General features: G+C 64.3%; 13 protein-coding genes. 4 read left to right on the top strand and 9 right to left on the bottom strand.

Going from position 1 to position 14,923, the window contains the following annotated elements:
- Nucleotides 1–14: 14 nt before the first annotated feature.
- The 4 genes from XH93_RS21760 to XH93_RS21745 all read right to left on the bottom strand — a co-directional run bounded on the left by XH93_RS21760 (nt 15) and on the right by XH93_RS21745 (nt 6,133).
- Nucleotides 15–1,913 (bottom strand): TRAP transporter large permease subunit, encoded by a 1,899-nt coding sequence (locus XH93_RS21760; RefSeq protein ID WP_194469095.1) that lies wholly within the window; start codon nt 1,911–1,913, stop codon nt 15–17.
- A gap of 36 nt (nt 1,914–1,949) precedes the next feature.
- Nucleotides 1,950–2,969 (bottom strand): TRAP transporter substrate-binding protein, encoded by a 1,020-nt coding sequence (locus tag XH93_RS21755; RefSeq protein WP_194469094.1) that lies wholly within the window; start codon nt 2,967–2,969, stop codon nt 1,950–1,952.
- Nucleotides 2,970–3,451: 482 nt separating this feature from the next.
- Entirely contained in the window at nt 3,452–5,176 is a 1,725-nt protein-coding gene (locus tag XH93_RS21750; protein ID WP_194469093.1) for a hypothetical protein, read from the bottom strand.
- A gap of 150 nt (nt 5,177–5,326) precedes the next feature.
- A complete protein-coding gene (locus tag XH93_RS21745; RefSeq protein ID WP_194469092.1) occupies nt 5,327–6,133 on the bottom strand; it encodes an enoyl-CoA hydratase/isomerase family protein in 807 nt (268 codons plus the stop codon).
- Between the two features lie 88 nt (nt 6,134–6,221).
- On the opposite strand from XH93_RS21745, the gene nthA reads away from it, so the two are divergent.
- The 3 genes from nthA to XH93_RS21730 are packed head-to-tail and all read left to right on the top strand — an operon-like array spanning nt 6,222 to nt 7,890.
- Nucleotides 6,222–6,857, top strand: coding sequence for a nitrile hydratase subunit alpha (nthA, locus tag XH93_RS21740; protein ID WP_194469091.1), 636 nt, complete (start codon nt 6,222–6,224; stop codon nt 6,855–6,857).
- A complete protein-coding gene (gene nthB / locus XH93_RS21735) occupies nt 6,854–7,513 on the top strand; it encodes a nitrile hydratase subunit beta (protein WP_194469090.1) in 660 nt (219 codons plus the stop codon). Before nthA ends, nthB begins: the two co-directional genes overlap by 4 nt.
- On the top strand, nt 7,513–7,890 hold the full coding sequence (locus tag XH93_RS21730; protein WP_194469089.1) for a nitrile hydratase accessory protein: 378 nt from the start codon (nt 7,513–7,515) through the stop codon (nt 7,888–7,890). Before nthB ends, XH93_RS21730 begins: the two co-directional genes overlap by 1 nt.
- Nucleotides 7,891–8,127: 237 nt before the next feature.
- On the opposite strand, the gene queC is transcribed toward XH93_RS21730, so the two are convergent.
- Complete coding sequence (gene queC, locus XH93_RS21725; RefSeq protein ID WP_194469088.1) at nt 8,128–8,847, bottom strand: 7-cyano-7-deazaguanine synthase QueC; 720 nt, start codon at nt 8,845–8,847, stop codon at nt 8,128–8,130.
- A gap of 127 nt (nt 8,848–8,974) precedes the next feature.
- Here queC and mazG point away from each other — a divergent pair, with 127 nt between their 5' ends.
- Nucleotides 8,975–9,820: a nucleoside triphosphate pyrophosphohydrolase gene (mazG, locus tag XH93_RS21720; protein WP_194469087.1), complete on the top strand. Its 846-nt coding sequence runs from the start codon at nt 8,975–8,977 to the stop codon at nt 9,818–9,820.
- Nucleotides 9,821–9,970: 150 nt separating this feature from the next.
- Here mazG and mgtE read toward each other — a convergent pair whose 3' ends face one another.
- The 4 genes from mgtE to XH93_RS21700 all read right to left on the bottom strand — a co-directional run bounded on the left by mgtE (nt 9,971) and on the right by XH93_RS21700 (nt 14,918).
- Complete coding sequence (gene mgtE, locus XH93_RS21715; protein WP_194469086.1) at nt 9,971–11,341, bottom strand: magnesium transporter; 1,371 nt, start codon at nt 11,339–11,341, stop codon at nt 9,971–9,973.
- A 207-nt stretch (nt 11,342–11,548) separates the two neighbouring features.
- Nucleotides 11,549–12,943, bottom strand: a complete 1,395-nt coding sequence (gene hflX / locus XH93_RS21710; protein WP_194469085.1) for a GTPase HflX — start codon at nt 12,941–12,943, stop codon at nt 11,549–11,551.
- Between the two features lie 11 nt (nt 12,944–12,954).
- A complete protein-coding gene (hfq, locus tag XH93_RS21705; RefSeq protein ID WP_006020546.1) occupies nt 12,955–13,203 on the bottom strand; it encodes an RNA chaperone Hfq in 249 nt (82 codons plus the stop codon).
- A gap of 344 nt (nt 13,204–13,547) precedes the next feature.
- Nucleotides 13,548–14,918, bottom strand: coding sequence for a sigma-54 dependent transcriptional regulator (locus tag XH93_RS21700; protein ID WP_139483655.1), 1,371 nt, complete (start codon nt 14,916–14,918; stop codon nt 13,548–13,550).
- Nucleotides 14,919–14,923 lie beyond the last annotated feature (5 nt).

Genomic DNA, 14,923 nt, shown 5'->3' with positions numbered 1-14,923 from the left:
CCATCCCAAGGTTCTTACAGGAAGCCGATCGAGATCCAGGGGAAGATGGCGACGATGACCAGGCCGATCAGCAGCGCCAGCATGTAACCCCAGATCGGCCGGATACCCTCGGCCGGATCGACGCGCCCGATGGCGCAGGCGGCATAATAGCCGACCCCGAACGGCGGCGCGAACAATCCGATGCCCATCGCCAGGATGATGATCATGGCGTAGTGCACCTCGTGGACGCCGACCGCCCGGGCGATCGGAAACAGCAGCGGTCCGAACAGCACGATCGCCGGGATGCCCTCCAGCACACTGCCCAGGATCACGAAGGCCAGGATCGAGACCGCGATGAAGCTGGCGGAGCCGCCGGGCAGGCCGGTCATCGCCGCAGCCAGCGCGCGCGAAAAGCCGGACTGGGTCAGGCCCCAGGCCATGCCGGTGGCGGCGCCGATGATCAGCAGGATCGCGCCCGAAAGCGAGGCGGTTTCCACCAGCATCGGAACGATCCGCCGCCAGTCGAAATTGCGGTAGATCAACAGCCCGTAGATGAAGAAGCCGACGATGAAGGCGTACACGATGCCGATCGTGGAGACCTCGGTCGCGGTCGCAATGCCCTCGACCACGGCGTAACGGATCACGAAAGGCAAGGCCAGCGCGGGCAGGGCGACGATCAGCGCCTTGAAGATCTCGGCGCCGCTGGCCCGCGTCACATGGCCCAAATTCTCACCGCGATAGCGCCACCACACCAGCGCCGACAGCGTGATCGCCAGCACCACGCCGGGCAACAGGCCGCCGGTGAACAGCGCCGCGATCGACACGCCGGTGACCGAGCCGATCGTGATCAGGACGAGCGACGGCGGGATGGTTTCGGTCTGCGCGCCGGTCGCGGCGAGCAGGGCGACGAGGTCGCCGGGCTTCGCGCCGCGCGCCTTCATCTCCGGAAACAGCACCGGTGCAACAGCGGCCATGTCGGCCGCCTTCGATCCGGAAATGCCTGACACGAGGTACATCGCGCCGACCAGCACATAATGCAGCCCGCCGCGGACATGGCCCAGCAGGCTGGCCAGGAACGCCACCATCGCCCGCGCCATTCCCGTCATCTCGATCAGGAGCCCGAGGAACACGAACAGCGGCACCGACAACAGGATCAGGTGGCTCATGCCTTCATCCATGCGCCCGACCAGCACCATCAATGGCGTGCTGGTGGTCAGCGCCAGATAGCCGTAGGTGGCGAGCCCGAAGCCGAACGCGATCGGGACGCCGGCGAAGACGCAGAAACCCGCCACGCCGACGAAGAAAATGATCAGATTGAGGTTGCCGAGCGGCTTCAGCGCGCCCTTGAGCAGCCAGAAGGCGGCGATGATGGCCGCGACCGAGGCGATCGCTGCCAGCACCGTCCTGACATTGCCGGCCCGAACCAGCCGCAACAGCGAAAACAACGCCATCAGCGCGATGCCGACCGGGAGCGCCGCCGCGCGCCAGCTGTTGAGGATCTGCAGCGCCGGCGTGGTGATGTAGCTTTCCTCATAGACGTATTCCCAGGACGGCCAGGCGATCATCACGAGGAACGCCAGCGCCGCGCAGGTCGCCACCAGATCCAGATAGGCGCGCATCGCAGGCCGCGCGTTGGCGACGACCGCGGTCATCCGCATGTGCTCGGCGCGGCGGAATGCGACGGCCGCCCCCAGCATCGCCAGCCACAGGAACAGGATCGACGCCAGTTCGTCCGACCAGATCAGCGGCTGGTGCAGCACGTAGCGCGCGACCACGCCGGCAAACAGGATGACGATCTCGGCGACGACGAGCACCGCCGCGGGAATCTCGACCAGCGTTCCGAGCAGCGATTCCAGCGCGACCAGGAACGAGCGGCGGCGAGGGGGCTGATTCACCTCGCCGGCCGCGACTTCGGTCAATTCGGCATGAGCCATACGGCCCCCTGCACTCAGGCTTCTTGCTTTGATGCGTTACGACAGCTTGCCGACGGACTTCTCCAGCAGGTCCCAGGCCTGCTCGCCATACTTGCCCTTCCATTCGGCGTAGAAGCCGGCCGCCTTCAGCTTCTCGCGGAACGGCGCCACGGTGGGCTGGTTGAAGGTCAGGCCCTTGCCGGCCAGTTCCTGCTGCAGGCCGGCATTCAGCTTGGCAACGTCGGCGCGCTCGTTGACGGCCGCGGCGTTGATGTTCTTGGCGACGACGGCGCGGACATCCTCCGGCAATTTTTCCCACGCCCGGCGGTTCATCAGGAACCAGAAGCCGTCCCACATATGGTTGGTCAGCGAGCAGAACTTCTGCACCTCGTAGAGCTTGGCGGTCGAGATGATCGCCAACGGGTTCTCCTGGCCCTCGACGATCTTGGTCTGCAGCGCCGAATAGACCTCGCTGAAATTGATCGAGGCGGGCGACGCATCGAACGCCTTGAACATCGAGGTCCACAGCGGCGACACCGGCACGCGAATCTTGAAGCCCTTGAAATCGTCCGGGCCGTTGATCGGCTTGGTCGACGACGTGGTCTGACGGAAGCCGTTGTCCCAGATCTTGTCCATCACCTCGAGGCCGGCCTTCTTGATCTCGCCGCGGACATAGGCCCCCAGGCCGCCATCCATGGCCTTCCAGACCGTGTCGTAATCCGGGAACGCGAAGCCGATGCCGTTGATGGAGGCCGCCGGAACCAGGGTCGCCAGGATCAGGCCGGACAGCGTGAAGAACTCGACGCCGCCGGAGCGGATCTGGCTCAGCATGTCGGTGTCGGAACCGAGCTGGTTGTTCGGAAAGATCTGCAGGTCGAACTTGCCGTTGGTCTCGGCCTTGATCGCCGCGGCCATCTCCTTGGCACGTACGTTCATCGGATGGCCATCCGGGAGATTGTTGGCGTACTTGTAGGAGAACTCGGCGGTCTGGGCGCGCGCCACATAAGGTGCGCCGACGCCGCCGAGGACGGCGGAAGCGGCGGTGGCCTTCAGCAGCGTGCGTCGTGAAAAGCTCATTGGTGGTCTCCCTCGAGGCTTGTTGTTGTTCTGAGATGCCAATCCTATACGGACCTGACGCCGTGGGGTCACCAGCGATCTCTGCATACGGCCGCGCTTATTGCAGCGTCCGCACGCCGCGGCAATATCGGCTTTCAGCCGAGGCGGCTGGCGGTGGACCGCATAGTTTCGGAAGCAGCCCGGTCACGGGGTCGAGTTGCCAGGGCCTGCGAAGAATTCCCACTAAATAACTGATCCAATTGTAGATATAAATATTCCATAATATACCTTATGCGAATTAGACATGGAGAAGAACGAGTTCTCACCTAGCGCGGTGACCGACCTAATCTAGTTCGGTGAGCCCCAGCCTAATTCGGACGCAAGCTGCGCTGTAACGAGAGACCCGCTTCTCCCAGCCGACCTGGGACCAAAATTAGAGCCGCTGGCTTATTGGCGAGCCGATAAGACGCGACCGCGCTGACCGGGGCGGGCAGCAACGACAATTAAGGCTTGAGAGGCAACCGGGGATTAACACCAGGAGGCAAATAGACGGTGTCGAGATTCCATTTATTTCGCATCGCCACCAGCAACTTTCGGGCCTCCGGCGAGATTTTCAGCTCACTCGCATTGGCGAGTTGGACTGAAAGGTTATGAGCGTGCTGGTACTCTATTGTTCCGGTCTCCGACGGCATGGGAACCCCGGACGAATGTACTTTCATCTCAAGGTACTCATGCGCGATGATGGTCTCGAGTTTGGTGTCCCTACTCGCCGTCTCCCATTCCTCGAATCCCGGCCACTGCTCCCGAACATTTCCCTCCACCCAAATCCCGTCACCTGTTCTGCATCCGCCACGTTCGTTGCCACCTGGATGAAAAGCTGACCTCTTGCCGCTTCGGTGGTTGTAATCTTTGCCGCCGATATGTTCCTTGGGCACGCCGACTTTCTCCATCTTCTCCGCGATTTCTTTTTCCAATTGCAACACTTCGGCATCGGAAAAATGCGGTGGCGGACGCCTCATGCCCTCGATGAATCGCGCTCTTGCAGTATTTTTCGCTGCTGCAGTAGCCCCTCTCCCGCCGGCCATTGAGCCTCTTTCGGCTTCCTCTGCTGTCTCGACGACCTTGCCGAATTTTCCGCGCAAGAAGGTCTTGAGTTCTTCAGATGCTGACAGGATTCCCTTTAATCGCGGCGCCAGTCTGGCAACAACGCCGCCACCTTCCTCGATCCACCGCAATCCCTGTACAACCCCAAACCCAATTAACTCGGTAATGATCGTCGTAATCACTTCGAATGCGGCAATCCCCAGGACGCGGCCCGAAAATTTGGCCAGGTCAAGTGGCGTCATCGTCGCCAGCTTTTCGTTGGCTTCCTTTCCGACTTCATCGCCAACGGCGAGTCCGATGGCCTTGGCCCTGACAAGGATCGGCGCGATAAATTGGCGCGGATTACCCCGGGCAGTAATCATCGCTTCAATCCAGGGCTGAATGAGTTCGGCCGCTCGTTGTTGGATTTCTTCGCGGAATTTCGAGTCGAACACGAACTTTCCGACGCCTTTGAACATGTCGATGAAGCCGTCCATCGACTCCTTGAGCCCCTCGACGAAACCCTCGAAGAATGCGGCGTTCATGGCCGCATCGCTGGCGCCGTGGGTTGCAACCGCGTAAGCTCGCATTTTTGCCTCTAGGATCTTGAGGCTATCCTTGGTGTTAAGGGCAAGGCCCTCCCTGAATCCTGAATAGAAGTCCTTCAGGCTCGCCAACACGTCCACGTCAATGTTTGGTCCGGCTTGTCCCTGTCCCTGTCCTTGTTCGGCGGCTTTAGGCACGACGGTCACACGAAGACTTGCCAAGGAGGCTCCTGTGAGCTGGTGCGCTTCGATCAGCGCAACACCTGAGCGCGCCTTGGTCGTAATCTCATATACGGTGCCCAAGCCGTGGTTTTGCTTGAACTTGATGTCTGCAACTCCGATGTTGTCGGAGGTTACGTTGACAACTGAATCCAACGTCTGATTCAAAGAGCGCTGATCTATCCCACCCAGCGGTGAAAACCTCAGAAGTCGGGGAGCCGGGGGATCTCGCAGCAGTATGGCGTAGGTTTCGTCCACCATCAGCGCCAGCTGAGACACAAAGAAATTGCGATTGTTGTCTGCTGTGGAAAGGCCAAGCTCCGGCATCGTGTGGGCGCGAAACCTGGCGTCCGATTTCAGGAACGGCTCGAAAGATGTCATTGCCTCACCCTCTTCGAAAAGAGTAGCCGGTCAATATCCACCGCGCGGCAGCTTGATTTTGGCTTTCGCGGCGGGATTGAGCAAGGGGTCGGCGACCGCCCCGACGACGCGATGGCCCTGACGGCGGCTGCGAGGCGCCTGCAGCCGGCATCAGCGTCCCCGAAACCGCGGCTTTCGTCGTTGCAGGAACGCCGCCACGCCCTCCTTGTGGTCCTCGGTGAGACTCGCCAGTGCGAACTGGTCGAGGTCCATATGGCCGGCGAGGTCGTCAAGCGCGTGCGCCAGCCGGTTGACCGTCAGTTTCGTCATGGCCACCGAGATCGGCGGTTGCGCCGCGATCTTGGTGGCGAGCGCCATCGCGGCCTCGTAGGATTTGCCGGGATCGGCCACCTGCTCCACCAGGCCCCATTCGTAGGCGTCGGCGGCGGAAATGCGGTCGTCGGCCAGGATCACCGCCTGCTTGGTGCGGGCCGGTCCCATCAGATGCAGCATGCGTGGCACGCTCTGCCAGCTCATGTTCATGCCAAGCGCGATCTCCGGCACCCGCATGTGGGCGTCGCGCGCCATGACGCGAAAGTCCAGCGCGACCGCGAGCGCCACGCCGCCGCCGACGCAAAAGCCCTCGATGGCGCCGATCGTGACCTGCTCCATCTCCTGCCAGGCTCGCGTCAGCCGCGGCCCGAGCTTTAGGTGCCGGCGCAGCGTGCCCATGTCCATGGTCTGGCGCGAGCGGCCTTCGGCATCCTTGAGGTCGAAGCCGGCGCTGAAGGATTTGGCGCCGCCGGTCAGCACGACGACGGAGGTTCCGCCGTCGTCCTCGAAACTGCGCGCGGCGTCGGTCAATTGCCGCAACGCCTCCGGCGACAGCGCGTTGATTCCGTCACCGCGGTCGAACCGCACCACCGCGATGCGGCCCTCGGGCCCGAGGCCCTTCTCGATCGTCACGAAGTCAGCCACCGAATACCTCCCTGCTCGCGTTGTTGTGTCAAATGCCGGGCAATCGCTCGCCTCGACATAGCACGGCCAGTTCGCCTATCCTGTCGCCATGACCGACCATGATCACGACCATCATCATCACGATCACGACCATTCCGAGCTGTCGGAAATGGAGCTGCGCGTCCGCGCGCTGGAATCGATCCTGAGCGAAAAGGGCTATTTCGAGCCGGCCGCGCTCGACGCCATCGTGCAGGCCTACGAGACCAAGATCGGCCCGCATAACGGCGCCCGCGTCGTCGCCAAGGCGTGGAGCGATCCCGCCTTCAAGCAGGCGTTGCTCGACGATGCCAGCAAGGCGGTCGGCACGCTCGGCCATGTCAGCCGCGTCGGCGATCATCTGGTCGCCGTCGAGAACACGCCCAATCGCCACAACATGGTCGTGTGCACTCTGTGCTCCTGTTATCCCTGGGAAATGCTCGGGCTGCCGCCGGTCTGGTACAAGGCGGCGCCGTATCGCTCGCGCGCGGTTAAGGATCCGCGCGGCGTGCTGGCCGATTTCGGCGTCAGCCTGCCGACGCAGACCGAAATCCGGGTCTGGGATTCGACCGCGGAAACCCGCTTCCTGGTGCTGCCGATGCGCCCCGCCGGCACCGAGGGCTGGAGCGAGGACCAACTCGCTGAGCTCGTGACGCGCGACTCCATGATCGGCACCGGATTCCCGAAGACGCCGGGAGCCCCGTCGTGAACGGCGTGCACGACATGGGCGGCATGGACGGCTTCGGCAAGGTCGAGCCCGAGCCGAACGAGCCGATGTTCCACCAGGAATGGGAATCGCGGGTGCTGGCGATGGTGCGCGCGATGGGCGCGGCCGGCGCCTTCAACATCGACGCGTCGCGGTTCTATCGGGAGTCCCTGCCCCCGCACGTTTATCTCTCGAGCTCGTATTACAAGAAATGGCTGCTCGGGCTCGAAGACCTGCTGCTTGCCAAGGGTTATGTCGCGCCGGAGGACGTTACCGCCGGACATGCGGTGGCGCCGGCGAAGTCGCTCAAGCATGGCAAGTTCTCGGTCGCCGACGTCGAGCGCGTCATGGTGCGCGGCAAGTTCGGCCGCACCGCGCCGGCGGCCGCGAAATTCAAGCCGGGCGACCGGGTGCGGGCGAAGAACATCCATCCCGCCACCCACACGCGGCTGCCGCGCTATGTGCGCGGGCATGTCGGCGTGGTCGAGCGCGATCATGGCTGTCACGTGTTTCCCGATACGGCCGCCAATGATGCCGGCGAGCATCCGCAATGGCTGTACACCGTCGTGTTCGACGGACGCGAGCTGTGGGGGCCGGACACCGACCCGACGATCAAGGTGTCGATCGACGCCTTCGAGCCGTATCTGGAGCCGGCCTGATGGACGCCTCCGCGGCCGCTCGCGCCACCAGCGCCATCGCCAGCATTCCGCGCGACGACGACGGCCCGGTGTTCCGCGCACCCTGGGAAGCGCAGGCCTTTGCCATGGCGCTCACCCTGCACGACCGCGGCGTGTTCACTTGGCCGGAATGGGCCGCAGCGCTGGCCGACCAGATCAAGCGCGCGCAGGCCGCCGGCGATCCCGACACCGGCGAGACCTATTATCTGCACTGGCTGGCGACGCTCGAGCATCTCGTGGCGGCCAAGGGCGTCACGACCCCGGACGCGCTGCGCCGCTACCGCAACGCCTGGGACCACGCCGCCGACCGCACCCCGCACGGCAAGCCGATCGAGCTGACGCCGGCGGATTTCGAGTGATCGCGTCGCGCGCGCCGCTTCACCCCCCGCGAAAGCGCTCAGGCCCGTCATCCCCGCGCAAAGGCTTCGCCTTTGCCGCTGGAGGCGCGAGCCTCTTCGGCGAGCCTCGAAGGATCGACGGGCACCAGCCGGGCCGATTCATCCTTCGAGGCTCGCCCAGCAGCGCAAATGCGCTGCAAGGCTCGCACCTCAGGATGACGGTTATTGTTGAACCGAGAGACCGCGACGCCACATGGATCAGCGACCGCCCTGCGCCACATACTCCCGCCAGCCCTTGGCGCGCAGGCTGCAGGCCGGGCATTCGCCGCAGCCAAAACCCCAATCGTGCTGCGCGCCGCGTTCGCCGAGATAGCAGGTGTGGGAATGTTCGCGGATCAGGTCGACCAGCCCCGCCCCGCTGAGGTCATGCGCGAGCCGCCAGGTCGCGGCCTTGTCGAGCCACATCAGCGGCGTGTGCAGCTCGAAGTTTTTCGCCATGCCGAGGTTGAGCGCCGACTGCAGCGCCTTGATGGTCTCGTCGCGGCAATCCGGATAGCCGGAGTAATCGGTCTCGCACATGCCGCCGATGATGTGGCGGATGCCGCGCCGGTAGGCGAGCGCCGCCGCGAAAGTCAAAAACACCAGGTTGCGGCCCGGCACGAAGGTGTTCGGCAAGCCGTCGGCGCCCATTTCGATGGCGACGTCGCGGGTCAGCGCGGTGTCGGAAATCTCCGCCAGCGTCGGGATCGCGATGGTGTGGCTGTCGCCCAGTTTCGCCGCCCAGTCCGGCCGTAGCGCGCGGATGCCTGACAGCAATCGGTCGCGGCAGTCGAGCTCGATCGCATGGCGCTGGCCATAGGTGAAGCCGAGCATTTCGACGCGGGCGAAGCGCTGCAAGGCCCAGGCGAGGCAGGTGGTGGAATCCTGGCCGCCGGAGAACAGCACCAGCGCGGTGTCGGAATTGATCTGATCGGTCATGGAGCGCGCTTTAGCACCCCCGGGCGCGATGGCCAATCGGTGGACATCACGGCGAGTTCAGCGCCTTTGGCTGGGATCGGCTCGCTCGTTTTGGCATAACACCAACACCCTCATAAACCGGTGCCCGATGACCCCTTCCCGCGACATTTCCCGCCTTATCGAGATCATGGCCGCGCTGCGCACGCCGGTGACCGGCTGTCCCTGGGACCTCGAACAGGATTTTGCGACCATCGCGCCTTACACGATCGAGGAGGCCTATGAGGTGGCGGACGCGATCACCCGCGGCGATTTTGACGACCTCCGCGACGAGCTCGGCGACCTCCTGCTGCAGGTGGTCTACCACGCCCGCATGGCCGAGGAGCGGAACGCGTTTGCGTTCGGCGACGTGGTCGAGGCGATCACCAAAAAGATGATCCGCCGTCACCCGCATGTCTTTGCCGACAAGGACGGCAACATCCAGCCCGCCGGCGTCAAGAGTGCGTGGGAGCGCATCAAGGCCGAGGAGAAGGCCGAGCGCGCGGCGCGGCGACCGCCGGAAGAGACGGCGCACACGTCCCTGCTGGCCAGCGTCAAGGCCGGCCTCCCTGCCCTGACGCGCGCAATGGAATTGCAGCGCAAGGCATCCACCGTCGGCTTCGACTGGAACGATCCGCGCGCGGTGCTGGCGAAGATCCGCGAGGAAGCCGACGAGATCGAGGCCGCGCTCAACAGCAAGGACAAGGAGGAACTCGCGTCAGAGACCGGTGACCTGATGTTCGCCGTCGTCAACCTCGCCCGCCATGTCGACGCCGATCCGGAGACCGCGCTGCGGGCGACGAATGCGAAGTTCGAGCGGCGGTTTGCCTATATCGAGCAGGCGCTGGCGGCGAAGGGACGGATGCTAGACGGCGCGACGCTGGAGGAGATGGACGCGTTGTGGAACGAAGCAAAAACCGCCGTCGCCCCGGCGAAGGCCGGGACCCATACCGCGTGATCTAGCGGTTGGCTATTGCTGTCAGTTCCACGCGCATATTCGCCAAGCCGACCGAGATGCGGAACTGCGACCGTGCCCACAACAACGGCCGGTGGTTATGGGTCTCGGCCTTCCGCCGGGACGACGGTGTACTTGTAGATGCAGGGTGGCCTACAGCAGCGTGCCGCGCAGGATGACCGCCGCGACGCCGAAATAGATCACGAGCCCGGTGACGTCGACCAAGGTCGCGACAAACGGTGCCGACGCACTCGCCGGATCGAAGCCGATGCGCTTGAGGATGAACGGTAGCATCGAGCCGCACAGCGAGCCGAAGGTGACGATGCCGATCAAGGCCGCGCCGACGGTTGCGGCGACCAGCACCCAATGCGGGCCGTAGTCGAACAGTCCAAGCGTCTGCCAGAGCGTGATCCTGACGATGCCGATCACGCCGAGAATGGCGCCGAGCACGATGCCGGTCGGCAGCTCGCGCAGCGCCACCCGCCACCAGTCGCGCAGCCGCACCTCGTGCAGCGCCAGCGAGCGGATCAATAGCGAGGTTGCCTGCGAGCCGGAATTGCCGCCCGAGCTCATGATCAGCGGGATGAACAGGGTCAGCACGATCGCCTTCTCGAGCTCGCTCTGGTACGACTGCATCGCGGTCGCGGTCAGCATCTCGGACAAGAACAGCGCGCACAGCCAGCCGGCGCGCTTCCTGATCATCTCGCCAAAACCGATCCGCAGATACGGCTCGTCGATCGCTTCCATCCCGCCGAACTTCTGGGCGTCCTCGGTGGATTCCTCGACGATCGCGTCGATGACGTCGTCGACCGTGACGATGCCAAGGATATGCCCGGGACCATCGACGACGGCGACCGCGAGCAAATCGTAACGGGAGATCAGCCGCGCCGCCTCCATGCGGTCGGCCTCCGGCGCGATCATCAGCGGTTTTCGCGCGGGCGCGGCTGTCAGCACGTTGGCATGTGGATCGCCGGAGATCAGGCGGCGCAGCGGCACCGCCTGGATCAGCGTCTTCTTGACCGGATCGGTCACGAAGATCGAGTAGACGGTCTCGCGGGTGCGCTCGACCATGCGGATGTGATGCAGCACCTCGGCGATGGTCCAGGTCGAGGGCACGCTGACGAACTCAGTGGTCATGATCGAGCCGGCGCTGCGCTCGGGATAAGCGAGCAGGCCCGAGATGACCGCGCGGGTGTCCGGATTGAGGCCGTTCAGCAGCGTGGTGCGCAGCGGCTCGATCAGCTCCTTGAAGATGTCGGCGGCGCGGTCGTCGGACACGCCGGACAGCAACGCCACGGCGGCGTCCGTCGGCAGCTCGGCGAGGATCTCGCAGGTGTTGTCGAGCCCGGGCAAATCGAGCACCTCGATCGCCCGCTCCGCCGGCAGCGACTGCAGCAGCTTTGCGGCATCCGCGGGCTCCCTTGCGTTGAGCGCCTCGACGATTTCGGGGGCGCGCTCATGGGCCAGATCGCCGGTCGGGCTCACTGGCGCGTCGCGGGTCATGGTATCGCTGGAGTCTTGCATCGATCGCCCTCGCCTTGGGTTCTGAAGCGCAATGAACCAAGGCGGCGCGGATTTCAAACGGAAAGTGCGGCGTCGCGCCGCAGGCGCGCCGACGCCGTGAGATGTCACGGCTTCGTCATATTTCCGGAGAATGCGGCTTGCGCCGCATTTCTTTTGGGCATGGCCTCTTCGGAAAACCGCTTCGCACTTTTCCGGATCATGCCCGGCTCAGGCCTGGTGTGGCACGGCGTCGAACCGGTTCATCACGATGTCGCGTTTGGTCTCGTCGACGCGCACCGTCATGTCGAAGCGCTCGCCATGCAGCTCCTTGTTCAGGACCTCGGCGTTGCGGTGTAGCCAGCTGATGCCGGCGCCGTCGGAGGCGTCGATCGAGAGATTGAGCGTCATGCGCTTGGCCGCCAGCCGATCCTCGATCGCGGTCAACAGTTGGTCGATCCCCTCGCCCGTCGCGGCTGAGACCAGAAAACACGGCCGCTCCGGCGGCCGGCGCGCGGCGATGTTGCGGAGATTGTCACGCTCCTCGGGATCGAAGCGGTCGATCTTGTTCCAGACCTCGATGATGCGCTGGCCGCCATCGGCGTCGGTATCGATGCCGAGCTGGCGCAGCACCGCCTCGACGTCGCGCTCCTGCGCCTCCGCATCTTCATGCGAGATGTCGCGGACGTGCAGAATGATGTCGGCCTCCAGCACCTCCTCCAGCGTGGCGCGGAAGGCGGCGACGAGCTGGGTCGGCAGATTGGAGATGAAGCCGACGGTGTCGGAGAGCATCGCCTTGCCGCCATGCGGCAGGTTCAACGCGCGCAAGGTGGGGTCCAAGGTCGCAAACAGCATGTCGGCGGCTTGCACGTCGGCACGAGTCAGTCGGTTGAACAGGGTCGACTTGCCGGCGTTGGTGTAGCCGACCAGCGCCACCACGCGATACGGCACGCGCTGGCGCCCGGCGCGATGCAGCCGCCGCGTCGCCTGCACCTTCTTCAGCTCGCCCTCGAGCTTGGTGATGCGATCGCCGATCAGGCGGCGGTCGGCCTCGATCTGGGTTTCACCCGGGCCGCCCATGAAGCCGAAGCCGCCGCGCTGGCGCTCAAGATGGGTCCAGGATCGCACCAGGCGGCTGCGCTGGTAGTTGAGATGGGCGAGCTCGACCTGCAGCGCGCCCTCCTTGGTCTTGGCGCGGCGGCCGAAGATTTCCAGAATGAGGCCGGTGCGGTCGAGCACTTTGGTGCTCCAGGCCTTCTCGAGGTTGCGCTGCTGAATCGGCGACAGCGCGCAGTCCATCACCACGAGCTCGACATGGTTGCCGGCGACGAGGCCGGTGATCTCCTCGACCTTGCCCTTGCCGAGATAGGTCGCGGGCCGGATCCGGCTGATCGGCGCGACCAGTTGCTCCACTACGTCGAGATCGATGGCGCGCGCAAGACCGGCGGCTTCCTCGATCCGCGCGTCATAGTCGCGGACAGAGAAATCCGTTTGCGCATCGCCGTCGCCGCGGCGCATGCGCAGGTAAGGGCCGATGACGATCACCCGCCCGGTACTGCTATTCTCCGCCGACCCAGGCCTAGATTTGGGCCGGTCGGCGCCCCCTTCACGATTGAAGGGTTCCAATCAGGTCACTCTCAAGCCGGTGCGTCCTCGCCACCTTCGAACAACTGAATCGGAGCGCCCGGCATGATGGTCGAGATCGCGTGCTTGTAGACAAGCTGCGAATGACCGTCGCGCCGCAGCAGCAGGCAGAAATTATCGAACCAGGTGACAATCCCCTGCAGCTTTACTCCGTTCACTAGAAATATCGTCAAAGGTGTTTTGGTTTTACGAACGTGATTAAGGAAGGTGTCTTGTAGATTTTGTGCGCGGTCTGCCGCCATTGTTTTTGTCCCGCATTGCTTGTGCTTCTTTTTATTGAACCGGTGATTGCTCTCTCACGGAGCCTGCATCCGGCTGCTCACCTGCCCTGAGATCCCCCTCCGGCAGGCATAGCGGTAGGATTAGAAGCCACGCGCGCGTGTTAGGCAAGCCAGTTCGCGTATCAGTCGGTAGGAACACGGTGGCAATTCTAAGAAAGCGCGGCGAAAGAGACGAATATTCTCAGCCTGCGTGGATAACTCCCCCGGAATTATACCGACCCTGCGTCGGCACGCCCATGCTCACGTCAGCGTGCAGATACCGGTCCGATTTCGGTTGAAGCGCAGGCCCAGACGGTCCTTGGGGGTCAGCCGACCCCCAGCGCCTTCAGCTTGCGATGCAGCGCCGAGCGCTCCATCCCGACGAACTCCGCGGTGCGCGAGATGTTGCCGGAGAAGCGGCTGATCTGCGCGATCAGATAGTCGCGCTCGAACACCTCGCGCGCCTCGCGCAGCGGCAGGCCCATGATGTGCTCGCCATTGTTGGAGGTCGGCATCGCCGGCACCATCGAGCCGACGTCCTGCGGCAGCATGTCCGCGGTGATGATCGCCTCCGGTCCGCCGCCGGCGAGAATCATCACGCGCTCGACATTGTTGCGGAGCTGGCGGACGTTGCCCGGCCAGACATGCGACTGCAGCACGGCCATCGCGTCCTGCCCGATCTGCCGCTTCGGCAGGCCGGTCGCGGCCGAGATCTGGTCCATGAAATAGTCGATCAGCTCCGGGATATCCTCGCGCCGCTCCGACAGCGGCGGCACCCGAATCGGCACCACCGACAGCCGATGATAAAGGTCCTCGCGGAAGCGGCCGGCGGCGATCTCCTCCTCGAGATTGCGCGCGGTCGAGGAGATGATGCGGACGTCGACATGGACCTTGGCGGTGCCGCCCTGGCGCTGAAAGGTCTGGTCGACCAGCACGCGCAAAATCTTGTTCTGGGTCTCGCGCGGCATGTCGGCGATCTCGTCGATGAACAACGTGCCGCCATGCGCCTCTTCGAGCGCGCCGGGCTTGCGCTGCTGCTCGCCGTTCGAGCCCTCGACGCCGAACAGCTCGAGCTCCATGCGCTCCGGCGTGATCGCGGCCGCGTTGATCACCACGAACGGCCCCTCGGCGCGGCCGGAGGCATTGTGCAGGGTGCGCGCCGCGAGCTCCTTGCCGGCGCCGGCAGGCCCGACGATCAGGATCCGGCTGTTGGCCTTGGCGGCGCGGTCGATGGTCTGGCGCAGCTGGTTCATGCAGGCCGAGCGGCCGGTCAAAATGCTAGCCGCCGGAGCCAGTTGCTTGAGCTCCTTCACCTCGCGCCTGAGCCGCGAGGTTTCCAGCGCCCGGGTCGCGACCAGGATCAGCCGGTCGGACTTGAAGGGCTTTTCGATGAAGTCGTAGGCGCCGCGCTTGATCGCGGCGACGGCGGTCTCGATGTTGCCGTGGCCGGAGATCATCACGACAGGCAGATCGGCATTGTCCTTCTTGATCTGCTCGAGCAGCTGCAGCCCGTCGAGCTTGGAGCCCTGCAGCCAGATGTCGAGGAACACCAGATGCGGACGGCGGTTGGCGATCTCGGCGAGCGCCGAATCGCTGTCGCGCGCGGTGCGCGTGGAAAAGCCCTCGTCGTCCAGAATGCCCGCAACGAGATCGCGAATATCGGCCTCGTCATCGACAATCAGAATGTCGCTAGCCATGGGTA

Origin of the sequence: Bradyrhizobium sp. CCBAU 51753, from assembly GCF_015291565.1 — a bacterium.
Taxonomy (GTDB): Bacteria; Pseudomonadota; Alphaproteobacteria; order Rhizobiales; family Xanthobacteraceae; genus Bradyrhizobium; species Bradyrhizobium ivorense.
Note: the sequence above shows the minus strand (reverse complement) of the source record. Positions and strands in the feature narration are given on the sequence as shown.